The sequence below is a fragment of the Klebsiella sp. LTGPAF-6F genome, assembly GCF_001753185.1.
Taxonomy (GTDB): Bacteria; Pseudomonadota; Gammaproteobacteria; order Enterobacterales; family Enterobacteriaceae; genus Klebsiella; species Klebsiella michiganensis.
This window is the reverse complement of sequence record NZ_CP017450.1, coordinates 4,717,119-4,739,554: the sequence shown is the minus strand read 5'-3', so window position 1 is coordinate 4,739,554 and position 22,436 is coordinate 4,717,119. Positions and strand designations below refer to the sequence as shown.

Below are 22,436 nucleotides of genomic sequence, written 5' to 3'. Positions count from 1 at the left end.
GATGTTCGCGCTCTGTGATGTGAACTCATTTTATGCGAGCTGCGAGACCGTGTTTCGGCCCGACTTGAAAGGGCGGCCGGTGGTCGTCCTGTCGAATAACGACGGTTGTGTGATTGCGCGCTCTGCGGAAGCAAAGCCGTTCGTGAAGATGGGAGAGCCGTACTTTAAACAAAAAGATCAGTTCCGCCGGCAGGGCGTGATCTGCTTCAGCAGTAATTACGAGCTTTATGCGGACATGTCGAACCGGGTGATGACAACGTTAGAAGAGCTTTCACCGCGGTGCGAAATTTACAGTATCGATGAAGCCTTTTGTGATCTCACCGGCGTTCGTAACTGCTGGGACCTTACCGATTTTGGCCGGGAGATACGTGAGACAGTGTTACGCAGGACACACCTAACCGTAGGTGTGGGAATCGCCCAAACAAAAACACTCGCGAAGCTGGCTAATCATGCGGCAAAGAGGTGGCAGCGGCAAACCGGCGGGGTGGTTGACCTGTCAAATATCGACAAACAACGTAAGTTGATGGCCGCACTGCCAGTGAATGAGGTTTGGGGCGTCGGGCGCCGCATCAGTAAAAAGCTGGAAGCTATGGGCATCAAAACCGTGCTGCAGCTGGCTGATACTGATACCCGTTTTATCAGGAAGCATTTTAATGTGGTGCTGGAGCGAACCGTGCGGGAGCTACGCGGGGAACCTTGCCTCGGTCTGGAGGAGTTCGCGCCGGTAAAACAGGAAATTGTCTGCAGTCGGTCGTTCGGTGGGCGTATCACGGAATACCATGAGATGAGGCAGGCGATATGCAGTTACGCTTCGCGCGCAGCTGAGAAACTTCGTGGTGAGCACCAGTATTGCCGGTTTATCTCCGCATTTGTCAAACGAGCCCGTTTGCGCTGAACGAGCCGTATTACGGCAACAGCGCATCGGTCAAGCTGCTGACCCCGACCCAGGACAGCCGGGATATAATCGCCGCGGCGACCAGGTGCCTGGATGCTGTCTGGAAAGATGGGCATAGGTATCAGAAAGCCGGCGTGATGCTTGGTGACTTCTACAGCCAGGGCGTCGCCCAATTAAACCTGTTCGATGACAACGCTCCGCGGCAGAACAGCGAAAAGTTAATGGAGGTCCTGGATCATCTCAATGCCAAAAATGGGAGAGGGGCGTTGTACTTTGCAGGGCAGGGCATACAGGCCGGTTGGCAGATGAAACGAGAGATGCTTTCCCCGAGGTATACAACTCGGTTTTCAGATATTATTTCAGTACGGTAAGATGTTACATCAAGAAATTATATATTAATTTGTGAGGAATATATGCAAGAAGAAAAACTAAAAAAAGCCATTGAAGAATGGGATGCAGTAATACATGAGAATTTTCACAAAGGAATGATAAATGGAGCTAGCTTGGCCACAAGTGAGACAACCTCTATCTTAGATAAATTTAGCATGTGGTTATTAGTTGGCGTTGGTGGTACTGCTGCATTAATTATTGCGAATATTGATAAAATAACTCCATATACTGGTATTATAGGATTTAAATGTATTGTTTTGTTTTTGTGTATGTCTGCAGTATTTGGTTTTTTATCTAAATATTTTTCTATAGTAGTGCACTCGTCTGTTGCTGTTAGCATTCGAATGGCTCAGATCTCGATTGAGGAGTTAAAAAAATACGAGGAAAACTGTAAGGCCCGAGATGAGGTAGGGCAGGAAATATCATACGTTAGTAAAAAAAATGTAGATGTGAATGAGTTTATTAACGACTACATCAAATTATACCCAAGTGATTTTTTGAGGAAGAAGATAAAAAAGACATTCGACAAAATGAGTCAGGACAAACTTCATGGCAACAGAAGTGCTGTAAAATGTGTAGTTTATCAAAGTGTATGTTTAGTTTTGCAAGCTCTTTTTTACATATTCTTTCTTATATCTGTAGCCGTATTAATCGGTATCAAATAGTAATGTTTGTATTAGCTCAGACCTGATCTGACAGTTACCGGTTATTTATACAGGTATCTGTCAGATTACATCTGGCTTAAATTTTTCTCGGCCCAGATGCGCTTTCCATCAAGTAATGTTTCCATTGGCGTCCGGCCACAGCACATTTTCCCCTGATGAGTTCGCTCATTATTATAGTGAGCCAGCCATTCATCAAGATCCGATTGTAATGTATCAAGATCGCCATATAACTTTTTGCGGAACGTCACCTGATAAAACTCGTTCAGTATCGTTTTATGGAACCGCTCGCAGATGCCGTTGGTCTGTGGTGACATCGCCTTAGTTTTTGTGTGTCTGATGTCATTTATCGCCAGATAAAGCTGATAATCATGGTGGTCCACTTTGCCGCAATATTCTGTACCTCTGTCTGTCAGTATTCTCAGCATCGGCAGGCCCTGAGACTCATAAAATGGCAGTACACTATCATTCAGCAAATCAGCTGCTGTAATCGGCGCTTTGGTGACGTAAAGCTTGCAGTGAGCCACCTTCGAGTACGTATCAACGAACGTCTGTTGATAGATACGCCCGACGCCTTTCAGGTTGCCCACGTAGAACGTGTCCTGTGAACCCAGATAACCCGGATGAGCGGTTTCAATCTCACCACAGGCTTCATCATCACTGGCTTTACGTTCCAGCGCTGCGATCTGGCTGTCAGTCAGTTCAATGCCGTCACGGGCCACTTTTTCTTCCAGCGCTTTCAGGCGCTTTTTGAAGTTCTCAAGGTTATGACGTAACCAAACGGAACGGACACCGCTACCGGAGATAAAAACGCCCTGTTTGCGCAGCTCGTTACTGGTCCGGTGCTGGCCGTGAGCCGGGAACTCAACGGCATAATCAACAACAGCCCGCTCAGTGGCATCATCAATACGGTTCTTAAGGTTTGGTGCGCGACGACTCCGGTTTATCAGCGCATCCACGCCACCTTCATCGGCCAGTTCGCGGTAACGATAAAATGTATCACGTGAAACGCCCATGATTTTACAGGCTTTCGATACGTTGCTGAGTTCTTCCGCCAGATTGAGCAAACCGGCTTTGTGTTTGATAACGGGATTGGTAGTATGAAGCATGAGAGTTACCTCGTGTTTTGTATAAGGATTCGACACCCATATCAAAACCGGTAACTCTCAACCTTTCAAGGCCATATGTCAGATCAAGTCGCGACTAATACAACTCAATTGATGTGTAATGTTGCCGACTCCTTGGGATGCAGGGTACCAGATGAAATGGTTGACAGACACAGTTCCATTTGCGCCGTTCTCTTCTGCCTCTTTACCCTCGATACTCCGTTACATCCATTCATCTACGGCTAAAGGAACCAGAACGAGCGGCCGGCTGGTCGAGGATGTCGACCAGCCACTGATCCGCAGTCGCGGTCACAATCAAAGATCCCTCGGCTTCATCCCCTCGTTCGAACGGAAAGTTCTCGATCTATTTGGGAGGAAAATAGCCCCGGAAAGGTTGTCATTGACGGGAGTTTCTCCCCCATTTCTCCCCATTAACTCCCCGTACAAAAAACCGACATAAAAAACCAGCCTTAAAAGGCTGGTTTTTCAGGGATTTTTGGTCGGCACGAGAGGATTTGAACCTCCGACCCCAGACACCCCATATCTGCGATAGGTTAGGCCTTCATCAACGCTTCGGATTCTGCGAGTGAGGTCTGATAGCGCTTTACTGCCTCAGCAAAGGCTTGCGCGGCGTCTGCATTTGATACCATATATTCTTCAGTTACCCCAGTTTGAGAATGGAAAGTAATATTTCCATAAATGCAGATAGGGATTTGGTAGTTGTCTTTAAATCGACGGTCTGGTGAGCCATTTTTATTCGTTTTCGCCCATGTATGCCCATCTATGCGTGAGTCACTGGGAACACCTTCTTCCTCATGGAATCTTCGATATTCTGAACTGATTTGTAATTCGCGTAAATCAATCAGAGCGAACGCCCCATCAGCTCGTGGTATGACTGCAACTCCAGGATAAAGCAAAATATCGTCGCCATTCATATTTTCAAATCGCATCGCAAGCCCTGTAAATTGAATGAGATCCGTTGAACTGAAATCAAAGGTAACTGGGTGACGATTAACAGACCTGGTTGCTAATGTTCTTTCGGCAAACTGGTCTGTAGCTTTATCTGCAGTAATATCCCATTTTTTGACACTCGATTTTAACATATCGAATGCACGAACCATTGCTGCATATGCGCGCTGTGAAGCATCACTGCTCTCGAAGGTTATGGCTATTTTTGTGCTGTCTTCCCATGATACTAGGCGAGATATCTCAGCTTGCGTTACGGGAAGTTCTGTCTCAAGTTCTGCGATGCGTCGTCTGTAAAACCAACGGAATAGACTTGATTTGCGTCGAACCAACTCATTCTTTTGTTTTGACTCTTCAGCAAGAGCCTCTTGTAAATCAGATTTTATCTCTGCCCTTTGTTCTCGCGCTTTAGCCATCAAATCCCGTAAAGGTAAAAGGGAGGAGCTTGTCAAGACCTCTACCGAAGCGCTTGAAATTTCATTCATGCCAGCCATGGGCATATATATTTTAGCGTTCGATGGAGTGTTGCTTGGAAATGATTCCGTCGACCCAAAATGAGGTTCTGTCGAGGACGGAATTAATGGATTCGAAACTGAGTGGCAATCATCATAGGGCAGGGTAGGTGTAGTATAAGATAAACCTGTACCCGGGAGTCCCACAGTCGCCCTGAGTCCTTTTTTCCCAACATTGACAGTTGCACCAGGTACTCCGATGCTTGCGCTTATTCCACGCTTTCCAATGTTGAGTCTCACACCAGGAAATAGAGTAAAGGTTTGCCTGAAACGAAGAGACATAAAGTTATCCCTATGTAGTTTTGTGTACCAAAGTTCGAAATGTTTTTATATGAACATTGAGCTGATACAAAAAACTACCCTTAGCTCATCTTCATACCGCCATGATAAAGCGATTAACTTGCTGGTGGAGTAAAACAAAAAAGCCCGCGCAGGCGGGCTTTTTTGTCACTAGGGAGCCGCGGCTCCTTTGCGTATCCTTTTTTGTCCCCTCACCGTCTGGTCGGTGTCCTGCTGAGACTGCTAACTTCCTGTTATTGCTAGTGATGTCCTATCACTGTCCAATCATGATTGGTGGAGCTGGCGGGAGTTGAACCCGCGTCCGAAATTCCTACATCCTCGGTACTACATGCTTAGTCTGTCTTTACATTCGCCTGGCACCTGCGGACGGACACGCCACTACCAGACTAGCCTGATTAGTTTTAACGCTTCAACCCCAGGCAGGGCTTCCACGCGATCTCTTTTGGGTTTGACCTCTCTTTGATCCCCGTCTTAAGAGCGGAAGCTAGGGAGAGAGGGCTCAGAGCAGGTTATTAAGCTGCTAAAGCGTAGTTTTCGTCGTTTGCGACTATTTTTTTGCGGCTTTTTACGAGGCCAACCGCCCCTCGGCATGCACCTTGGGTTTCGCAAATCCCGTCGAATCCAGAATCAGCCCCAATGTGTACGGTGAGTATAACAGATTTATGAATGTGCTTACCAGCCCTCGTTTTGAGGATTATGGCGTCAGGTTGGGTGAAAAATCAGCATCAACAACGATATAGCATCAGGGCCAGCAAAACTGACCCTGACAGGAAGGGGAATTAACGACCGGCGTGTTTCATAATTCGGGCTTTATCTACCGCCCACTCGCGGTCTTTGATATCGGTACGCTTGTCGTGCTGTTTCTTACCTTTCGCTACGCCGATTTTGACTTTGCACCAGGCATTCTTCCAGTACAGAGAAAGAGCAACCACGGTGTAACCTTCGCGGTTGATGCGCCCGTACAGGGTATCCAGTTCGCGCTGGTTGAGCAGAAGCTTACGGGTACGCGTCGGGTCGCAAACGTAATGAGTGGAAGCAACGGCCATTGGCGTAAAGTTGGCGCCAAACAGATAGGCTTCGCCATCTTTTAAAATGACATAGCTATCGCCAATGTTGGCTTTACCTGCGCGGAGAGATTTTACTTCCCAACCCTGCAGGGCAAGACCAGCCTCGTATTCATCTTCGATAAAGTATTCATGACGAGCGCGTTTATTCAGCGCAATGGTGGCTGATCCAGGTTTGTGGGCTTTTTTCTTAGTCATAGTATCCTGAAGTCATCGTCTTAAAACAGTCGTACCTCAATCTTCCCGCGAGGCGTAATGGGCTATCTTAGCACGAGTTGCGGTACAGCGTTTTTTTTAGCAGCAGATAAATGATATTATTTACACCGTGTTTATATGTGGAACCTGCTATGCCTCAGATTAGCCGTACCGCCCTGGTGCCGTTCAGTGCGGAACAGATGTACCAACTGGTAAATGATGTGAAGTCCTACCCTGATTTTCTGCCGGGCTGCACCGGTAGCCGGGTTCTGGAGCTCGGTCCGACGCAAATGACCGCGGCGGTTGACGTCTCCAAAGCGGGTATCAGCAAGACCTTCACAACGCGAAATACGCTGACCAGTAACCAAAGTATTCTGATGAGTCTGGTCGATGGACCGTTCAAAAAGCTGATTGGCGGCTGGAAGTTTATTCCCTTAAGCCCGGAAGCGTGCAAAATTGAGTTCCATCTCGATTTTGAATTCACTAATAAGCTGATTGAAATGGCCTTTGGTCGCATTTTCAAAGAGCTGGCCATGAATATGGTGCAGGCGTTCACGACCCGCGCTAAAGAGGTCTACAGTGTCGGCTAAAATCGTGGTTGAGGTGGCCTACGCATTGCCGGAAAAGCAGTATCTGCAAAGCGTTAAGCTGGAGGAGGGCGCGACGGTCGAGCAGGCGATCGTGGCCAGCGGCCTTCTGGCGCTGCGTGATGATATCGATCTGGCGAAGAACAAAGTGGGGATTTATAGCCGCCCGGCTAAGCTTCACGATCGGGTCCACGATGGCGATCGGGTAGAAATCTATCGGCCGCTGATTGCTGACCCAAAAGAGCTGCGTCGCCAGCGGGCAGAGAAAAGCGCCGGAAAGTAACCGTTTCGCACGAAGATGCAGATATAAAAAAAGCGCTCATTGAGCGCTTTTTGCGTATTGATAGATTTACTCCACCGTCAGGGCAGGTTTGTTATCAATGTTGGTCAGCACACCGCTGCTGTTGAAGGTCAGGGTAAGCGTCTGCTGGGTAACTTTCTCATGCCCAGGCTGCTGACGGAAAACGTAGAACCAGGTATTGGTGCCAAACGGATCCGACATCATCGGGGTACCAAGAGCATAGGCAACCTGTTGTTGCGTCATGCCGACGCGGATTTTTGCTACATCGGTTGGTGCCAGATAGTTACCCTGGTTGATGTCAGGACGGTAAACCACTCGTTCCAGAGTGGAACAGCCTGCGGTCAACATAAGAAGAACCGCTGCGGCAGCAGTCAGCATTTTACAGCGCATAGTGATTTGATTCCTTTTTGGGCCCGAGCAGTACGTGGCTCATCTGTAATATGCCGATGATAATAGACCTTTGCCCGGTTGGGAACCTTCGGCTGCAGGTCTGTCGGCAATTTGCTGTTCACTATGACTCTGTGAAAATCAAAAAGTTTACGCGGCGAGCAACTCTTTCGCGTTTGCCAGGGTGTTACGAGTGACTTCACTACCGCCCAGCAGTCGGGCCAGTTCCTGCAAACGAGCGCGTTTATCAAGAGGGTGCATATGCGTCTCGGTCATTTCACCGTCGGTTTCCTTGCAGACGAAGAAATGGTGATGTCCGCAACCGGCAACCTGCGGTAAATGGGTAACGCACATCACCTGGGTTGATTCACCCAATTGACGCAGCAGCTTACCGACGACCGCCGCCGTAGGGCCGCTGATGCCGACGTCCACTTCATCGAAAATCAGCGCCGGCGTTTCCATTTTCCGCGCGGTGATCACCTGAATCGCCAGCGCAATACGAGACAGCTCGCCGCCGGAGGCAACTTTAGCAATCGGCTGCAGCGGTTGACCCGGGTTAGTGGTGACGCGGAATTCGATATGGTCTGCGCCCTCGGCCGTAAGATGGCGCTCATCAAACGCGACATCAATGGAGAACACCCCATGCGGCATCGAAAGTGAGTGCATACTCTCTGTAATGAGCTGAGTCAGCTCATCGGCGCTATTTTGGCGTAAGGCATGCAGCTGCTTCGCCGTATCCAGCGCCAGCTGATGATGCTCCACAACCCTCTGGCTGAGTGATTCCAGAGAACCCGCGCTATCATCCAGCATACGCTGTTCTTCCAGCAGTGACTGGTAAAGGTCAGGAAGCTCTTCGGGCGTAATTTGATGCTTCCGCGCGAGGGCAATTTGCCGGGAGATACGCTGTTCCAGCTCAAACAGGCGGTTCGGATCGAGATCGAGGCGGTCATGGTAATGGCGCAGTTCGTCCGTGGCTTCGCTAAGCTGAATAGACGCTTCTTCGAGCATATCGAGTACTCCGGAGAGCTTACTGTCCATACCAACCAGCTCGCTGACCAGCTGCTTCGCGGCGTAGAGTTGGCTTTGCAGGTTGGATTCTTCGCCGTCTGCCAGCACCGTCAGCGCATGCTGGCAGGTAGTCAGCAGCTGACCGCTGTTAGCAAGGCGTTTGTACTTTTCATCAATTTGCTCAAATTCGCCCGCCAGCGGGTTGAACTCATTTAGCTCTTTTAATTGATATTGCAGCAGGTCCGCACGCGCTGCGCGCTCCTGGCTTTGCTGCTGATGCTGCGCCAGATCGCGACAGCTTTTATGCCACTGACGATAGCGCTCTGCCATGAGCTGAGTAAGCGCATACTCACCGGTATAGCCATCAAGCAGCGTTTTCTGGTGTTCGGGTTTAGTCAGTAGCTGGTGGGCATGTTGGCCGTGGATCTGGATTAGCAGCTGACCGAGCTCACGAAGCTGGGATAAAGGGACTGCCGTACCGTTAATAAACCCGCGAGAACGGCCGTCTGCGCTGATGACGCGACGAAGTAAACACTCACGCCCGCTTTCAAGCTGGTTCTGTTCCAGCCAGCGCTGCGCGGCAGGCGTGTCCTTCAGGGAGAAACGGGCGCACAAATCAGCCCGGCTGGCGCCTCTGCGCACCATGTCGGCTTCCGCCCGACCACCGAGGCACAGCCCCAGCGCGTCGATAGCGATCGATTTACCGGCGCCGGTCTCGCCGGTAATGGCGGTCATCCCGCTGTGAAAATCGATTTCCAGCTCACGAACGATAGCAAAATGACTGATAGTGAGTTGTGCCAACATAGCTGCCTTCCTGTATGAAAAACCATTACTGTGTTTTCGTACAGTATAATATGGTTTTTTATCCAGTAAAGGGGCTGGCTATAAAATCAGAACAATTTTTTCGACCAGCCAAGCTTGGTGCTTAATGTATTGAAATAGCTGTAATCTTTTGGATGAATGAGATTGAGGTGATAGTCACAGCGGCGGATCAGCACATCTTCACCATCCTGAATCGGCAACGCTATCTGGCTATCGCAGCTAATCTCGAGGTCGCTACAGCGTTGAGAAAAGCGCAGGCGAATCGTGCTGTCACCGTTGATCACCAGCGGGCGTGCCGACAGCGTATGCGGGAACATGGGGACCAGGGTGATCGCATCCAGCGAAGGCGTGAGGATCGGTCCGCCGGCGGAGAGGGAATAAGCCGTGGAGCCGGTTGGCGTGGAGATAATCAGGCCATCGGAGCGCTGAGAGAAAGCAAACACCTCATCAATGTAGACTTCAAACTCGATCATATGCGCCACTTTGCCGGGGTGCAGGACGACTTCGTTAATCGCCGTGCTGATGCGCTTCTGGCAATCCTGCTGACATACCTGCGCTTCCAGCAGGAAGCGTTTTTCGGCGATATAGTGGCCTTCGAGGACATCGGCGAGCTGCTGTAGCGCGTTATCCGGGTCGAGGTCGGTCAGAAAACCGAGGTTACCGCGGTTAATCCCAATAACATTAATGTCGTAGCGGGCCAGCGTCCGCGCTGCGCCGAGCATATTGCCATCGCCGCCCACCACGACGGCCAGGTCTGCCTGCTGGCCGATTTCCGCCAGCGTCCCGGTCTTCACATTGCTGAGCTGCAGTTCATGAGCAATTTGCTGCTCAACCAGCACTTCATAACCTTTGCCAGACAGCCAGCGCCAGAGCATTTCATGTGTGGTCAGTGCGGTTGGGTGACGAGGGTGTCCCACAATGCCTATACACTTGAAGTGGTTCTTCATGATCTGGATGTCCTTGCGTTAAATGAATAGTGACAATCTGGCTGCGTTCCCTTGAAACCAGGAAACTGATCCCCATAATAAGCGAAGTTAGCGAGATGAATGCGAAAAAAAACGCGGAGAAATTCATGAGTAGTAAAGAACAGAAAACGCCTGAGGGGCAAGCCCCGGAAGAAATTATCACGGAGCAGCACGACGACGTTGAGGCGGTAGAGCCTGAGGTTTCGGCTGAGCAGGTGGATCCGCGCGATGAAAAAATTGCGAATCTGGAAGCTCAGCTTGCTGAAGCGCAGAAGCGCGAACGTGAAGTATTGCTGCGTGCGAAAGCCGATGAAGATAACCTGCGCCGCCGCACCGAGCTGGATATCGAAAAAGCGCATAAGTTTGCGCTGGAGAAGTTCGTTAACGAGCTGCTGCCGGTCATCGACAGCCTGGATCGCGCGCTGGAAGTCGCTGATAAAGCTAACCCGGATATGGCGCCGATGGTTGAAGGTATCGAACTGACGCTGAAGTCCATGCTCGACGTGGTGCGCAAGTTCGGCGTGGAAGTGATTGGCGATACTAACGTGCCGCTGGATCCGAACGTACATCAGGCCATTGCGATGGTTGAGTCTGAAGACGTTGCGGCAGGTAACGTTCTGGGCGTCATGCAAAAGGGTTATACCCTGAACGGACGTACTATTCGCGCGGCGATGGTCACCGTGGCGAAAGCGAAGTAAATAAGCGAAACGGCTACCGCGAGGTAGCCGTTTTTCTATTCCCCTCAGCCAGGTCCCAGGGTTGCTATGACTCGGCCACGCTTTCGCGAATGGGTTTTACCGGCATCACTTTCACCCGTTTAATCATATTCTCCTGAACATCAAGAATATCGATATCATACTGTTCGATGCGTACGCGGGTGCCCGGGGCGGGGATCTCTTCAAGTGCTTCCAGGATAATACCGTTAATGGTTCGCGCTTCATCTTCCGGCAGATGCCAGTTAAAAGCCTTGTTGATTTCACGTACGTTGGCGGTACCGTCGATAATCACTGAACCGTCGTTAAGCGGCGTCACCTCTTCAGCAAGCGTAGGCGACATTGAAGTCGTAAAATCGCCAACGATCTCTTCGAGGATATCCTCAACCGTGACCAGACCCTGAATATCTCCATATTCATCAACAACCAGGCCCACTTTCTTCTTATTGCGCTGGAATTTCACCAGTTGCGTACTGAGCGGCGTACCTTCCGGCACGAAGTAAATTTCATCGGCGGCGCGCAGCATGACTTCTTTCGTGAACTCTTTTTTCTCCGTCATCAGGCGATAAGCTTCGCGAACCCGCAGCATGCTGATGGCATCGTCCAGCGTGTCGCGGTACAGCACAATGCGTCCGTGCGGAGAGTGGGTCAGCTGGCGGACAATGGATTTCCAGTCATCGTTAATATTGATACCGACAATATCGTTGCGCGGGACCATGATGTCGTCAACGCTGACTTTCTCGAGGTCCAGAACGGAGAGCAGCATGTCCTGATTGCGGCGGGAGATTTGCGAGCGTGATTCATTAACGATAGTACGCAGTTCATCTTTGCTTAAGGCCCCGCTCACGACGATATCGGTTTTTATACCCATCATGCGCATCAGAATGCGGGTAATGGTGTTGAGCAACCACACCAGCGGCATCATCAGAATTTGCAGCGGCGCGAGCAGGAGGCTGCTGGGATAGGCGACCTTTTCCGGATAGAGCGCGGCAATGGTTTTTGGCAGCACTTCGGCAAACACCAGCACCACAAACGTCAGGACGCCGGTGGCAATGGCGACGCCGGCATCCCCGTACAGGCGCATACCGACAATGGTGCCCAGCGCCGAGGCAAGAATGTTGACGAGGTTATTGCCAATGAGGACCAGACTAATGAGACGGTCAGGTTTGCGCAGCAGCTTTTCGACACGTTTTGCCTGACGATTGCCCTGCTTGGCCATATGACGCAGGCGATAGCGGTTCAGCGTCATCATGCCGGTTTCAGAACCGGAGAAATAGGCGGAGATGACCACCATGACGATCAGCGTCACGATCAGCGTGGTGGTGGAGATATGTTCCACTTGGGATTCCTTAAAGACTTAGCTCATGAACTGTTGCAATACGCGGCTACCAAAGTAGGCCAGCGTCAGCAGCCCCGCGCCAGTCACGTTAAACCAGACGACCCGGCGTCCGCGCCACCCTTCATGATAGTGGCCCCAAAGCAGGACGATATATACGAACCACGCAACGATAGACAGCACTGCTTTATCAATGTTTTCCGCACTAAACAGGTTGTGCATGTAAAACAGCCCGGTACACAGCGTCAGGGTTAACAGAACCACGCCTATCTGTGTGATATGAAACATTTTACGTTCAATGCTCATCAGCGGCGGCATTTCGCTACTGAAGGTCAACTTTTTATTCTTCAGCTGATAGTCAATCCACGCCAGCTGCAGCGCGTAAAGCGCAGCGATAATCAGCGTAGCATAAGAGAAGAGCGACAGGCCGATATGGACCAGCATCCCCGGCGTGGTTTCCAGATGCGTGATGTATTCGTTCGGCATAAAGGTAGCGAACGCGAGGTTGATTAAGGCGAAGGTGTAGACAATGGGTAGCAATAGCCAGCCGCGATTACGCGAGGCGACGATGGTCATCACCGTACAGATCATCAGGCTGACCAGCGATCCCACGTTTAATAGACTGAGATTTTGCCCGCTTTCGCCGCCGGGAAAAATGCGTGACTCCAGCGCGAAGGCGTGACAAATCAACGCAATAGTTGCGGAAAGAATCGCCATCCGCCGCCAGCTGCTGTTTTTTTGCAGCAGGCCAGGGACGATCAGCGCGAGGCTGATGGAGTAGGCGACAAGGGCGAGTAGAGCAAAAACAGGCATAGGGGTGTCGACTGTTGACTAAATAGTAAAGAGAAGCAGTATAGCGTCACGCGACTCTGGCTCCAACCGTTGCAGCACATTCGCGTTTATGTCGTGTTATACTGCGCCCATTCCGTTTTTGTGTCGCTGCGGCGACCGACCGTTTCCACCTCAGGCGAGAGACAATGTTTGATAATTTAACCGATCGTTTGTCGCGTACGCTGCGCAACATTAGCGGCCGCGGACGCCTTACTGAAGACAATATTAAAGATACCCTGCGCGAAGTGCGTATGGCGCTGCTGGAGGCGGACGTTGCTCTGCCTGTGGTACGTGATTTCATCAACCGCGTAAAAGAAAGCGCGGTAGGTCATGAAGTCAACAAAAGCCTGACCCCGGGCCAGGAGTTCGTCAAAATCGTGCGCAACGAACTGGTTGCCGCGATGGGCGAAGAGAACCAGGCGCTGGATTTAGCCGCGCAGCCGCCAGCCGTGGTGCTGATGGCCGGTTTGCAAGGGGCGGGTAAAACCACCAGCGTCGCGAAGCTGGGTAAATTCCTGCGTGAAAAGCACAAGAAGAAAGTCCTTGTCGTTTCCGCTGACGTCTATCGCCCTGCGGCGATCAAACAGCTGGAAACGCTGGCCGAGCAGGTTAGCGTTGATTTCTTCCCGTCTGACGTGGGTCAGAAGCCGGTTGATATCGTTAATGCCGCGCTGAAAGAAGCGAAGCTCAAATTCTACGACGTGCTGCTGGTGGATACCGCCGGTCGTCTGCACGTTGATGAAGCGATGATGGATGAGATTAAGCAGGTCCATGCGTCTCTCAATCCAGTAGAAACCCTGTTTGTTGTCGATGCGATGACCGGCCAGGATGCGGCGAACACGGCGAAAGCCTTTAACGAAGCCCTGCCGCTGACCGGGGTCGTGCTGACCAAAGTGGACGGCGACGCCCGCGGCGGTGCGGCGCTGTCGATTCGTCATATCACCGGCAAGCCGATTAAGTTCCTCGGCGTTGGCGAGAAAACCGAAGCGCTGGAGCCGTTCCATCCGGATCGTATCGCTTCCCGTATTCTCGGCATGGGCGACGTCCTGTCGTTGATCGAAGATATCGAAAGTAAGGTCGACCGCGCGCAGGCTGAAAAGCTGGCCTCTAAGCTGAAAAAAGGCGACGGTTTTGACCTGACCGATTTCCTTGAACAGCTGCGGCAGATGAAAAACATGGGCGGTATGGCCAGCCTGATGGGCAAGCTGCCGGGCATGGGGCAGATACCGGACAACGTTAAATCGCAGATGGATGATAAAGTTCTGGTGCGTATGGAAGCCATCATCAACTCGATGACGCTGAAAGAGCGCGCTAAACCGGAAATTATTAAAGGTTCGCGTAAGCGCCGCATCGCCGCAGGCTGCGGAATGCAGGTGCAGGATGTGAACCGTCTGCTCAAGCAGTTTGACGATATGCAGCGCATGATGAAGAAGATGAAGTCGAAAGGCGGCATGATGAAGATGATGCGCGGAATGAAAGGAATGATGCCGCCAGGGTTCCCCGGAGGCCGATAGGCTGGTCGCCATTTCTGCCGGGGCGCGCTTCTTTTCTGACACATGGTTGGCGCATTCTGGCTATGACTTATACTCCGGTACCCAATTTAAGGGTACCGGAGTCGCCCTTCCACAGCAGAGTTTATAACTGCTGATTGCAATTTCCCCAGAAATCAGTAAAATTTTCGGGCTTTTAATATGACACCGGGCTCCGTTCCTCGATGGGGCCCGGTGTTTTATTCACACAAGAGGATGTTATGGTTACTATTCGTTTAGCACGTCACGGCGCGAAAAAGCGTCCGTTCTACCAGGTTGTTGTTACCGACAGCCGTAATGCACGCAACGGTCGCTTCATCGAGCGCGTTGGTTTCTTCAACCCGATCGCTTCTGCGACCGAAGAAGGAACTCGTCTGGATCTGGATCGTATCGCTCACTGGGTTGGCCTGGGCGCTACTGTTTCCGATCGCGTAGCTGCGCTGATCAAAGCCGCTAACAAAGCAGCTTAATCTGTCACGGTGGTCATGATGAGCAAGCAACACACCGCACAAGCACCTGTTGAACCGATTGTATTGGGCAAGATGGGTTCTTCCTACGGTATCCGTGGTTGGCTCAGAGTGTTTTCCTCCACCGAAGACGCCGAAAGCATTTTTGACTATCAGCCCTGGTTTATCCAGAAGGCGGGTCAGTGGCAGGTTGTTGAGCTGGAAAGCTGGCGCCACCACAATCAGGATATCGTCATTAAGCTGAAAGGCATTGACGATCGCGATGCAGCGAATCTGTTGACTAATTGCGAAATTGTCGTGGATTCATCGCAGCTGCCTGCGCTTGAAGAGGGTGACTACTACTGGAAAGACCTGATGGGCTGCCAGGTAGTGACTACGGAAGGCTATAGCCTCGGCAAAGTCATCGACATGATGGAAACCGGGTCTAATGACGTTCTCGTCATCAAGGCAAACCTGAAAGATGCATTTGGTATCAAGGAGCGGCTGGTTCCGTTCCTCGATGGGCAGGTTATCAAGAAAGTCGATCTCGCTACTCGTACCATCGAAGTAGACTGGGATCCTGGTTTTTAAATTCTCCGAATAAACGGTAAAAAACGGCACTATGGGGATTGGCTTGTGTTTATAGGTATCGTTAGCCTGTTTCCTGAAATGTTCCGCGCAATTACCGATTACGGGGTAACTGGCCGGGCAGTAAAAAATGGCCTGCTGAGCATCCAGAGCTGGAGTCCTCGCGATTTCGCTCATGACCGGCACCGTACCGTGGACGATCGTCCTTACGGCGGCGGACCGGGGATGTTAATGATGGTGCAACCTTTACGGGATGCCATTCATGCAGCAAAAGCCGCGGCAGGTGAAGGCGCAAAGGTGATTTATCTTTCACCTCAGGGACGCAAGCTTGATCAAGCGGGCGTCAGCGAACTGGCAACAAATCAGAAGCTGATTTTGGTGTGCGGTCGCTATGAAGGCGTAGATGAGCGCGTAATTCAGACCGAGATTGATGAAGAATGGTCAATTGGCGATTACGTTCTCAGCGGTGGTGAGCTACCGGCAATGACGCTGATTGACTCCGTTTCCCGGTTTATTCCGGGGGTGCTGGGTCATGAAGCTTCAGCAATCGAAGATTCGTTTGCTGAAGGATTGCTGGATTGCCCGCACTATACGCGTCCTGAAGTGTTAGAAGGTATGGAAGTACCGCCGGTATTGCTGTCGGGAAACCATGCTGAGATACGTCGCTGGCGTCTGAAGCAGTCGCTGGGCCGTACCTGGCTTAGAAGACCTGAACTTTTGGAAAACCTGGCTCTGACTGAAGAGCAAGCAAGGTTGCTGGCAGAGTTCAAAAAGGAACTCGCGCAACAGCAACATAAACATGATGGGATGGCGTAAGCCCCCAATATCAGTTTACCCAGGATAAGAGATTAAATTATGAGCAACATTATTAAGCAACTTGAACAAGAACAGATGAAGCAGGACGTACCTTCCTTCCGTCCGGGTGATACCGTGGAAGTGAAAGTATGGGTTGTTGAAGGTTCCAAAAAACGTCTGCAGGCATTCGAGGGCGTGGTTATCGCTATTCGTAACCGCGGTCTGCACTCTGCATTCACTGTTCGCAAAATTTCCAACGGCGAAGGCGTTGAGCGTGTCTTCCAGACTCACTCTCCGGTAGTTGACAGCATTTCTGTCAAACGTCGTGGTGCTGTGCGTAAAGCTAAACTGTACTACCTGCGTGAGCGTACCGGTAAGTCTGCTCGTATCAAAGAGCGTCTTAACTAAGATTCGCTTTCGCGACATCCTGAATGAGAGGGCTGGCCTGATGGGCCGGCCCTTTTTTTATCTTTATTTTAACCATTCCATTGAGAATCATTTACAATACGCCCCTCATGGGGAGGGACGGTGGTCAGCAATATTTTTCATCATTCAGCATTACAACGGCGGGCCGTATGGCTGGCGCTGTTTGCGATCCTGCTGATCGTGGTGGCGCCGTTGATCTCCATCGCCCTGCAAAAAGATCCGATGAATGGCATGCACCACGCAATGATGGGGATGCCGGAAGGTATGCCATCACATCAGATGTCCGTGACGCATACCGATGCCTCGATGCCGGAACACGCGCACAGCGTGCCGCTCGATCATGCTGAAGCCTGTGGCTACTGCGTACTGTTAGCTCATGTTCCGGGCCTGATTTTCGCGCTGGTGCTGCTGCTCAGCCTGATGCTTCGACGCCAGCGAGCCCCGGTTTCCCGCCCGGAGAGGAAACGCTGGCATGACTTTACCTGGCTTTATCCCCACACCCGCGCGCCACCGCGTCCGTCTGCTTTCTCCCTTACATAAAAAATAATGTGCGCACTGCGCAACGTTCTCTTTTGCTTTAAAAAAGGAAAAGTATGACTACCTGCACCTCGCGCGCGGCATGGCTGAACCTACTGCGTCGTCTTCATTTCTATATCGGATTGTTTATCGGGCCGTTTATTTTTGTGGCGGCCCTGACCGGTACGCTATATGTCGCCACCCCTCAGCTGGAAAACTGGCTCTATCGTGATGCTCTGTACGGTACGTTGACTGGGGAAAAACAGCCGCTAAGCGCGCAAATTACCGTAGCGACGGAGGCCATTCAGGGAAACCTCCGCCTGCATGCGGTTCGGCCGGGGATAATGGCTGGCGATACGACCCGAGTGATGTTTATTGACCCGAACCTTGGCGAATCGGAAACGCGGGCAATTTTTGTCGATCCGGTGACGCTACGGGTGACAGGCGATATGCCGGTTTACGGCACCAGCGGTATTTTGCCGCTGCGTCAGTGGATTGATTATGCCCATCGCTCTTTGCTGCTGGGTAACTTCGGCCGACTGTACAGCGAGCTGGCAGCCTCCTGGATGTGGGTTGCCGCTCTGGGTGGGATTGCGCTGTGGTCGATGACCCGGCCGCGTCGTCGCATAAATAACAGCGTGCAGAATAACCGCCGCCTGCACGTTTCTCTCGGCTGGGTGCTGCTGGTCGGTATGTTGTTATTCTCGGCGACCGGTTTAACCTGGTCGCAATGGGCCGGTAGTCACGTCGATAGGATGCGTGCCGCCTTTGGCTGGCTGACGCCGCAGGTGAATACCCAGCTGGAAAGCGCCGCTCCGGCCGCTCACGATCCGCATGCCGAACATCATGTGGGACATGGAGCAATGGGGGAGATAACGGCGCAGTTGCGCGTAGAGGATTTTGACCCGGTTCTGCTGGCTGCCCGCGCGGCGGGGCTGGATGCCGGCAAGCTGGAGATTCGACCGCCGTCGGGTGCCGGGCGCGCGTGGACGGTAAATGAAATCGACAGAAGCTGGCCAACCCGGGTTGATGCTGTCGCGATAGATGGTGCAACGATGCAAATCGTGGACCGCACTCATTTTTCCGACTTTCCGCTCATGGCTAAGCTGACCCGCTGGGGCGTTGATTTCCATATGGGAATTTTGTTCGGTCTTGCTAACCAGCTACTGCTTATCGCGTTCGGAACCGCACTCTGCGTGATGATAGCGGTGGGGTACCGGCTGTGGTGGATCCGTCGCCCGGCGCGCGCGGCGTTTAACCCGGCCAATACGTTGATACAGGCGTGGTTTGGCTTAGCGTGGCCCGCTCGTTTGCTGACTACCGTTATTGCGGTGTTGTTGGGCCTGGCGCTGCCGCTCATGGGGAGCAGTCTCGCGCTATGTCTCGCCGTTGATTATCTGCGCTGGCGCTCAGCAACGGCGGTGATAGCGGCTAAATCAGTCGAATAGGTGTTTAAGGCGTGCTGATAACCACCGTGACGCGGCGGTTTTCAGCGCGCCCTTTCGCGGTATCGTTGCTGGCTATAGGATACTTTTTCCCGAGTCCGCGAGTGGTCAAGTTTGCGCGCGGAATATTCGCCCCTTCGGCCCAGGCATCTGCCACGCTGTTAGCTCGCTTAAGCGATAGCATTTCGTTGTAGCTGTCTTCGCCGTAATTATCAGTATGACCTTCAAGGCGACTATGGGTAATTCCGGTGCTCGCCAGACGTGAAGCCATTGTGCGAATTTGCTGTTTGCTTTCGGCACGCAGATGATAGTCGTTTTTATCAAACAGGATGGTATCAGATATTCCTAATAACCAGTCGCCGTTGGTTTCAGTAAAGCCATATGACTTCATTGCTGCAATTTGTTCTGCCGAGAATTTTCCTTGCGGAGTCTGGCAACCGCTAAGAAAAAGTGCGGCCAGTAAAGCAGGAGCAAAATATTTTCCGATCATGGTGATTCCTTTTATTTTTGCGTTTGCTGTAAGCGCTGGTGTTTCATCCGATACATATTTTGATCGGCAAGCTCTTGCAGATTTTCCGCTGAGGTATGTTCCCAGGTTAAAGCGTAACCAATGCTCAGTGACAGGCTGGCGGTGTGGCCATTGTGTAGATTAAACGGCGGGATAAACTGTTCGGACAACGCGCTGCACAGTGCCCGAACTTCGGTTTCTGAATGAACATCCCGTAACAGAACGGCAAATTCATCGCCGCCGAGACGCCATGCCTGATGCTGTTTACCGACAAAGGCCATCAGGCGGCTCGCGACCTCAATTAACACTTTATCGCCGGCTGCGTGGCCCCAGTTGTCGTTAATAAGCTTGAAGTTATCGCCATCAAGAAATAACAGCGCAGAATGACTTTGGGCGGTTTCATCCTTCATCAGATCATTAATGACATTCCGGAAAGCCGCTCTGTTAGCCAGCCCGGTTAGCGGGTCGTGTAATGAACTGCGCAGGAGCTGGGCGTTTTTAGCCTGAAGCTGCCGCTGCCAGTCCTCCATTTCACCCAGCAGGCTATTGAAGTCCTGGGCGAACAGGTGGAATTCTTCAATGCGCTCTTCGGGCACCCGGCGGGAGAAATGGCGATTTTCGCGGATGTCATGTACCACCTCGGTAATGCTCTGTAACGCAGCCACAATGCCGCGATGCAGCGAGTGGGTAAGGAGCAAGGCGATGCAGGAAGCCAGAAAAATGCTGCCGGTGAGCACAATAATAGAGATACCAAGAAAATAGCTTATCAATCTGTCCAGCGCGGTCAGACGGAGTTCACCGATAATTTTTCCCTGGTGCAGGATAGTTTGCACCGTGGGTTTCGGGAAGAGCCATTTGCTGATGACGTCGCTGATTTTATCCTGACTGACCAGACCATCGTTATGCCATGAGGCAAAGGGTCTTTGCCGGCCATCGACCAGAATTGCTTGAGAAAATTGCCCCTGTCTGCCCAGCGTGGCCAGCGTGTCTTCAGCCGCTGCGCTATCGCCAAAAACGAGCGCTGCTTCCAGGCTACGGCCCATGGTGGCGGCGGTAAGTTCCAGGTTTTTTTGGGCGTATTGCTTGAGTGTAAATATGGAAGCGGTGCAGAGTAACAGCCAGACCAGTGTCATAGAGATCACCACGCTTATCATGCTGATACGGCGCAGCGCTCTTTTAAATGTGGGGCGCGGGGCCTGAGAAAAATCCTTATTCATGTGATGTTTTCCGGGCAAGCATCAGCACCTCGGGATTAACCCGAACGCCGCTGTGCGTCAGTACATCCAGATTTACGGAAAATCTGACTCTCTCATTGTTGATGAGCAGGCAAAAAGCGCTGCCAATAGAGCAATCGGTGTTTTGTTCCGCAATAAGTAATAGGGGCCGGTTTCCATATTTGGCCGTAAATTCAGACTGTTGGGTCGGCGATTCACTGCCAAAATAAAAACCATCGCAGGTCGTCTGTAAGGCTTCTTGTGTATTACGAACGATCACGGGTTTATAAGGCAATATTTCCGGAGCGTCTTCGGCCAGGCTATGGATATATCGTGATGTTGAAAAAATACAGAGCCTTGGAGGACCGGATAATTGCGGCCAGCGAGTATAAGTCACGATCCCCGAAACGATTGTCCGAACATTTTCAGACGGTCCGGAAGCAACAGCAGAGATACCCACGAGTGATAGTACTAAAGTCAAAAAGAGACGGTGAAGAACAGTCATTACGGTTCCGTCAGATTGTCATAGCGTGGGGGATGCAGATTGCTGAAACCCGGGCGAAGAATAGCATTGTTGAGGAAAATCGTCATTAGCCAGCCTCGCTGCTTTGAGATAATTCTTACCAGGATTTTTCGTAAAAGAAATTCGAGGAAGCAGGGAAAAACTGGCGTTTAATGATGGGATGTAAATAATTTTATACACATTGAATGAAATACAGCGCGATTTAATTTCTATGTGTAAATTAAAATTTACGGAATATGGATTGAAATCTTTACTTTGTGTGGTATCGTTACGTCATCCTCGCTGAGGCAATAACTATCGCAAACGAGCTATACAGGATCGCAATCATGCAAAAAGACGCGCTGAACAACGTACACATTACCGACGAACAGGTTTTGATCACTCCGGATCAGTTGAAGGCTGAATTCCCTCTGAGCGTTGAGCAGGAGGCGCAGATCGCGCAGTCTCGCCAGACTATCTCCAACATCATCGCTGGCCGCGATCCGCGTCTGCTGGTGGTATGTGGCCCTTGTTCGATCCACGATCCTGAAACCGCCATTGAGTACGCTCGTCGTTTTAAAGCACTTGCCGAAGAGGTCAGCGATAGCCTCTATCTGGTCATGCGCGTCTATTTTGAAAAACCCCGCACCACCGTTGGCTGGAAAGGGCTGATTAACGATCCGCATATGGATGGTTCGTTTGATGTGGAAGGCGGCCTGAAGATTGCGCGCCGTCTGCTGGTTGAACTGGTAAATATGGGGCTACCGTTGGCGACGGAAGCGTTGGATCCAAACAGTCCTCAGTATCTCGGCGATCTGTTTAGCTGGTCTGCTATCGGCGCGCGTACGACCGAATCCCAGACTCACCGTGAGATGGCTTCTGGCCTGTCGATGCCGGTAGGGTTTAAAAACGGCACCGATGGCAGCCTTGCCACGGCAATTAACGCAATGCGCGCTGCCGCGATGCCGCACCGTTTCGTCGGCATCAACCAGGCCGGACAGGTGTGCCTGCTGCAAACGCAGGGCAACCCGAACGGTCACGTCATTCTGCGCGGCGGGAAAGCGCCAAACTACGGCCCGGAAGATGTTGCGAAGTGTGAAAAAGAGATGACTCAGGCGGGACTGAAGCCCTCTCTGATGGTAGATTGCAGCCATGGGAATTCTAATAAAGATTACCGCCGTCAGCCTGCGGTTGCGGAATCCGTGGTCGCGCAGATTAAAGATGGTAACCGTTCCATTATTGGTCTGATGATTGAGAGCAATATCCACGAAGGTAACCAGTCCTCTGAGCAGCCGCGTTGCGATATGAAATACGGCGTCTCAGTGACCGATGCCTGCATTAGTTGGGAAACCACCGATGCGCTGCTCCGCGAACTTGATAAGGATCTGCGAGGCCATCTGGCGGCTCGTCTGGCGTAAGAGGATGAT

23 protein-coding genes, 1 other RNA gene and 2 pseudogenes are annotated in these 22,436 nt (G+C 51.5%); 13 read left to right on the top strand and 13 right to left on the bottom strand.

Annotation, left to right across the window (positions count from 1 at the left end; genetic code table 11):
- The first annotated feature begins 1 nt into the window (after position 1).
- Together BJF97_RS21990 and BJF97_RS21985 are read left to right on the top strand one after the other, a co-directional pair.
- Positions 2–1,266: pseudogene (locus tag BJF97_RS21990) on the top strand (Y-family DNA polymerase).
- Positions 1,267–1,308: 42 nt separating this feature from the next.
- Complete coding sequence (locus BJF97_RS21985) at positions 1,309–1,950, top strand: hypothetical protein (protein ID WP_070082984.1); 642 nt, start codon at positions 1,309–1,311, stop codon at positions 1,948–1,950.
- Positions 1,951–2,015: 65 nt separating this feature from the next.
- Here the strand turns inward: BJF97_RS21985 and BJF97_RS21980 are convergent, their stop codons facing one another.
- The 5 genes and pseudogenes from BJF97_RS21980 to smpB all read right to left on the bottom strand — a co-directional run bounded on the left by BJF97_RS21980 (position 2,016) and on the right by smpB (position 6,093).
- Positions 2,016–3,056 (bottom strand): IS481 family transposase, encoded by a 1,041-nt coding sequence (locus tag BJF97_RS21980; RefSeq protein ID WP_070082983.1) that lies wholly within the window; start codon positions 3,054–3,056, stop codon positions 2,016–2,018.
- A 78-nt stretch (positions 3,057–3,134) separates the two neighbouring features.
- Positions 3,135–3,417, bottom strand: a pseudogene (locus BJF97_RS35155) (SOS response-associated peptidase); the annotation flags it as partial.
- A 190-nt stretch (positions 3,418–3,607) separates the two neighbouring features.
- Positions 3,608–4,813, bottom strand: a complete 1,206-nt coding sequence (locus BJF97_RS21975) for a DUF4236 domain-containing protein (protein ID WP_070082982.1) — start codon at positions 4,811–4,813, stop codon at positions 3,608–3,610.
- A gap of 289 nt (positions 4,814–5,102) precedes the next feature.
- Positions 5,103–5,466: a transfer-messenger RNA gene (gene ssrA, locus BJF97_RS21970) on the bottom strand.
- A 144-nt stretch (positions 5,467–5,610) separates the two neighbouring features.
- Positions 5,611–6,093, bottom strand: coding sequence for an SsrA-binding protein SmpB (gene smpB, locus BJF97_RS21965; RefSeq protein ID WP_004104655.1), 483 nt, complete (start codon positions 6,091–6,093; stop codon positions 5,611–5,613).
- A gap of 149 nt (positions 6,094–6,242) precedes the next feature.
- Between smpB and BJF97_RS21960 the strand changes: the two genes are divergently transcribed.
- The gene (locus BJF97_RS21960; protein ID WP_004123817.1) at positions 6,243–6,680 is read left to right on the top strand and encodes a type II toxin-antitoxin system RatA family toxin; all 438 of its coding nucleotides are present in this window, start codon (positions 6,243–6,245) and stop codon (positions 6,678–6,680) included.
- Positions 6,670–6,960 (top strand): RnfH family protein, encoded by a 291-nt coding sequence (locus BJF97_RS21955; protein ID WP_014226445.1) that lies wholly within the window; start codon positions 6,670–6,672, stop codon positions 6,958–6,960. Before BJF97_RS21960 ends, BJF97_RS21955 begins: the two co-directional genes overlap by 11 nt.
- Positions 6,961–7,026: 66 nt before the next feature.
- On the opposite strand, the gene bamE is transcribed toward BJF97_RS21955, so the two are convergent.
- The 3 genes from bamE to nadK form a co-directional block, all read right to left on the bottom strand.
- Positions 7,027–7,368 carry an outer membrane protein assembly factor BamE gene (gene bamE, locus BJF97_RS21950; RefSeq protein WP_032694809.1) on the bottom strand — a complete coding sequence of 114 codons (342 nt, stop codon included), beginning with the start codon at positions 7,366–7,368 and terminating at the stop codon, positions 7,027–7,029.
- Positions 7,369–7,515: 147 nt separating this feature from the next.
- The gene (gene recN, locus BJF97_RS21945) at positions 7,516–9,177 is read right to left on the bottom strand and encodes a DNA repair protein RecN (RefSeq protein ID WP_032694810.1); all 1,662 of its coding nucleotides are present in this window, start codon (positions 9,175–9,177) and stop codon (positions 7,516–7,518) included.
- Between the two features lie 86 nt (positions 9,178–9,263).
- The gene (nadK, locus tag BJF97_RS21940; RefSeq protein WP_004123797.1) at positions 9,264–10,142 is read right to left on the bottom strand and encodes an NAD(+) kinase; all 879 of its coding nucleotides are present in this window, start codon (positions 10,140–10,142) and stop codon (positions 9,264–9,266) included.
- Between the two features lie 125 nt (positions 10,143–10,267).
- Between nadK and grpE the strand changes: the two genes are divergently transcribed.
- Positions 10,268–10,858, top strand: a complete 591-nt coding sequence (gene grpE, locus BJF97_RS21935) for a nucleotide exchange factor GrpE (protein ID WP_004853330.1) — start codon at positions 10,268–10,270, stop codon at positions 10,856–10,858.
- Positions 10,859–10,922: 64 nt separating this feature from the next.
- On the opposite strand, the gene BJF97_RS21930 is transcribed toward grpE, so the two are convergent.
- Both BJF97_RS21930 and BJF97_RS21925 read right to left on the bottom strand, forming a co-directional pair.
- Positions 10,923–12,212, bottom strand: a complete 1,290-nt coding sequence (locus BJF97_RS21930) for an HlyC/CorC family transporter (RefSeq protein ID WP_014839241.1) — start codon at positions 12,210–12,212, stop codon at positions 10,923–10,925.
- A gap of 18 nt (positions 12,213–12,230) precedes the next feature.
- On the bottom strand, positions 12,231–13,022 hold the full coding sequence (locus BJF97_RS21925) for a cytochrome C assembly family protein (protein ID WP_004853326.1): 792 nt from the start codon (positions 13,020–13,022) through the stop codon (positions 12,231–12,233).
- Between the two features lie 164 nt (positions 13,023–13,186).
- Between BJF97_RS21925 and ffh the strand changes: the two genes are divergently transcribed.
- The 7 genes from ffh (at position 13,187) to BJF97_RS21890 (ending at position 18,788) form a co-directional block, all read left to right on the top strand.
- Positions 13,187–14,554, top strand: coding sequence for a signal recognition particle protein (ffh, locus tag BJF97_RS21920; RefSeq protein WP_004123779.1), 1,368 nt, complete (start codon positions 13,187–13,189; stop codon positions 14,552–14,554).
- 236 nt (positions 14,555–14,790) lie between these two features.
- A complete protein-coding gene (gene rpsP, locus BJF97_RS21915) occupies positions 14,791–15,039 on the top strand; it encodes a 30S ribosomal protein S16 (protein WP_004123777.1) in 249 nt (82 codons plus the stop codon).
- 18 nt (positions 15,040–15,057) lie between these two features.
- Entirely contained in the window at positions 15,058–15,606 is a 549-nt protein-coding gene (rimM, locus tag BJF97_RS21910; protein ID WP_014226441.1) for a ribosome maturation factor RimM, read from the top strand.
- Between the two features lie 45 nt (positions 15,607–15,651).
- Positions 15,652–16,419 (top strand): tRNA (guanosine(37)-N1)-methyltransferase TrmD, encoded by a 768-nt coding sequence (trmD, locus tag BJF97_RS21905; protein ID WP_004104636.1) that lies wholly within the window; start codon positions 15,652–15,654, stop codon positions 16,417–16,419.
- Between the two features lie 39 nt (positions 16,420–16,458).
- Positions 16,459–16,806, top strand: a complete 348-nt coding sequence (rplS, locus tag BJF97_RS21900) for a 50S ribosomal protein L19 (RefSeq protein ID WP_004104634.1) — start codon at positions 16,459–16,461, stop codon at positions 16,804–16,806.
- Between the two features lie 120 nt (positions 16,807–16,926).
- Complete coding sequence (locus BJF97_RS21895) at positions 16,927–17,364, top strand: DUF2946 domain-containing protein (RefSeq protein WP_014839240.1); 438 nt, start codon at positions 16,927–16,929, stop codon at positions 17,362–17,364.
- A gap of 53 nt (positions 17,365–17,417) precedes the next feature.
- Positions 17,418–18,788 (top strand): PepSY-associated TM helix domain-containing protein, encoded by a 1,371-nt coding sequence (locus BJF97_RS21890; RefSeq protein ID WP_032694811.1) that lies wholly within the window; start codon positions 17,418–17,420, stop codon positions 18,786–18,788.
- A 4-nt stretch (positions 18,789–18,792) separates the two neighbouring features.
- Here BJF97_RS21890 and BJF97_RS21885 read toward each other — a convergent pair whose 3' ends face one another.
- The 3 genes from BJF97_RS21885 to BJF97_RS32925 are packed head-to-tail and all read right to left on the bottom strand — an operon-like array spanning position 18,793 to position 21,012.
- On the bottom strand, positions 18,793–19,275 hold the full coding sequence (locus BJF97_RS21885) for an OmpA family protein (RefSeq protein WP_032694812.1): 483 nt from the start codon (positions 19,273–19,275) through the stop codon (positions 18,793–18,795).
- A gap of 11 nt (positions 19,276–19,286) precedes the next feature.
- Positions 19,287–20,510 (bottom strand): diguanylate cyclase DgcN, encoded by a 1,224-nt coding sequence (gene dgcN, locus BJF97_RS21880; RefSeq protein WP_014839238.1) that lies wholly within the window; start codon positions 20,508–20,510, stop codon positions 19,287–19,289.
- On the bottom strand, positions 20,503–21,012 hold the full coding sequence (locus BJF97_RS32925) for a YfiR family protein (RefSeq protein WP_004853313.1): 510 nt from the start codon (positions 21,010–21,012) through the stop codon (positions 20,503–20,505). The genes dgcN and BJF97_RS32925 overlap by 8 nt, the downstream gene beginning before the upstream one ends.
- A gap of 344 nt (positions 21,013–21,356) precedes the next feature.
- Between BJF97_RS32925 and aroF the strand changes: the two genes are divergently transcribed.
- Entirely contained in the window at positions 21,357–22,427 is a 1,071-nt protein-coding gene (gene aroF, locus BJF97_RS21870; protein WP_014226435.1) for a 3-deoxy-7-phosphoheptulonate synthase AroF, read from the top strand.
- Positions 22,428–22,436 lie beyond the last annotated feature (9 nt).

What these genes read in the sequence shown, in the direction of transcription:
- BJF97_RS21985 (WP_070082984.1), top strand. Translation starts at nt 1,309, where the DNA reads ATGCAAGAAGAAAAACTAAAAAAAGCCATTGAAGAATGGGATGCAGTA.
- BJF97_RS21980 (WP_070082983.1), bottom strand. Translation starts at nt 3,056, where the DNA reads ATGCTTCATACTACCAATCCCGTTATCAAACACAAAGCCGGTTTGCTC.
- BJF97_RS21975 (WP_070082982.1), bottom strand. Translation starts at nt 4,813, where the DNA reads ATGTCTCTTCGTTTCAGGCAAACCTTTACTCTATTTCCTGGTGTGAGA.
- smpB (WP_004104655.1), bottom strand. Translation starts at nt 6,093, where the DNA reads ATGACTAAGAAAAAAGCCCACAAACCTGGATCAGCCACCATTGCGCTG.
- BJF97_RS21960 (WP_004123817.1), top strand. Translation starts at nt 6,243, where the DNA reads ATGCCTCAGATTAGCCGTACCGCCCTGGTGCCGTTCAGTGCGGAACAG.
- bamE (WP_032694809.1), bottom strand. Translation starts at nt 7,368, where the DNA reads ATGCGCTGTAAAATGCTGACTGCTGCCGCAGCGGTTCTTCTTATGTTG.
- recN (WP_032694810.1), bottom strand. Translation starts at nt 9,177, where the DNA reads ATGTTGGCACAACTCACTATCAGTCATTTTGCTATCGTTCGTGAGCTG.
- nadK (WP_004123797.1), bottom strand. Translation starts at nt 10,142, where the DNA reads ATGAAGAACCACTTCAAGTGTATAGGCATTGTGGGACACCCTCGTCAC.
- grpE (WP_004853330.1), top strand. Translation starts at nt 10,268, where the DNA reads ATGAGTAGTAAAGAACAGAAAACGCCTGAGGGGCAAGCCCCGGAAGAA.
- BJF97_RS21925 (WP_004853326.1), bottom strand. Translation starts at nt 13,022, where the DNA reads ATGCCTGTTTTTGCTCTACTCGCCCTTGTCGCCTACTCCATCAGCCTC.
- ffh (WP_004123779.1), top strand. Translation starts at nt 13,187, where the DNA reads ATGTTTGATAATTTAACCGATCGTTTGTCGCGTACGCTGCGCAACATT.
- rpsP (WP_004123777.1), top strand. Translation starts at nt 14,791, where the DNA reads ATGGTTACTATTCGTTTAGCACGTCACGGCGCGAAAAAGCGTCCGTTC.
- rimM (WP_014226441.1), top strand. Translation starts at nt 15,058, where the DNA reads ATGAGCAAGCAACACACCGCACAAGCACCTGTTGAACCGATTGTATTG.
- rplS (WP_004104634.1), top strand. Translation starts at nt 16,459, where the DNA reads ATGAGCAACATTATTAAGCAACTTGAACAAGAACAGATGAAGCAGGAC.
- BJF97_RS21890 (WP_032694811.1), top strand. Translation starts at nt 17,418, where the DNA reads ATGACTACCTGCACCTCGCGCGCGGCATGGCTGAACCTACTGCGTCGT.
- BJF97_RS21885 (WP_032694812.1), bottom strand. Translation starts at nt 19,275, where the DNA reads ATGATCGGAAAATATTTTGCTCCTGCTTTACTGGCCGCACTTTTTCTT.
- dgcN (WP_014839238.1), bottom strand. Translation starts at nt 20,510, where the DNA reads ATGAATAAGGATTTTTCTCAGGCCCCGCGCCCCACATTTAAAAGAGCG.
- BJF97_RS32925 (WP_004853313.1), bottom strand. Translation starts at nt 21,012, where the DNA reads ATGACTGTTCTTCACCGTCTCTTTTTGACTTTAGTACTATCACTCGTG.
- aroF (WP_014226435.1), top strand. Translation starts at nt 21,357, where the DNA reads ATGCAAAAAGACGCGCTGAACAACGTACACATTACCGACGAACAGGTT.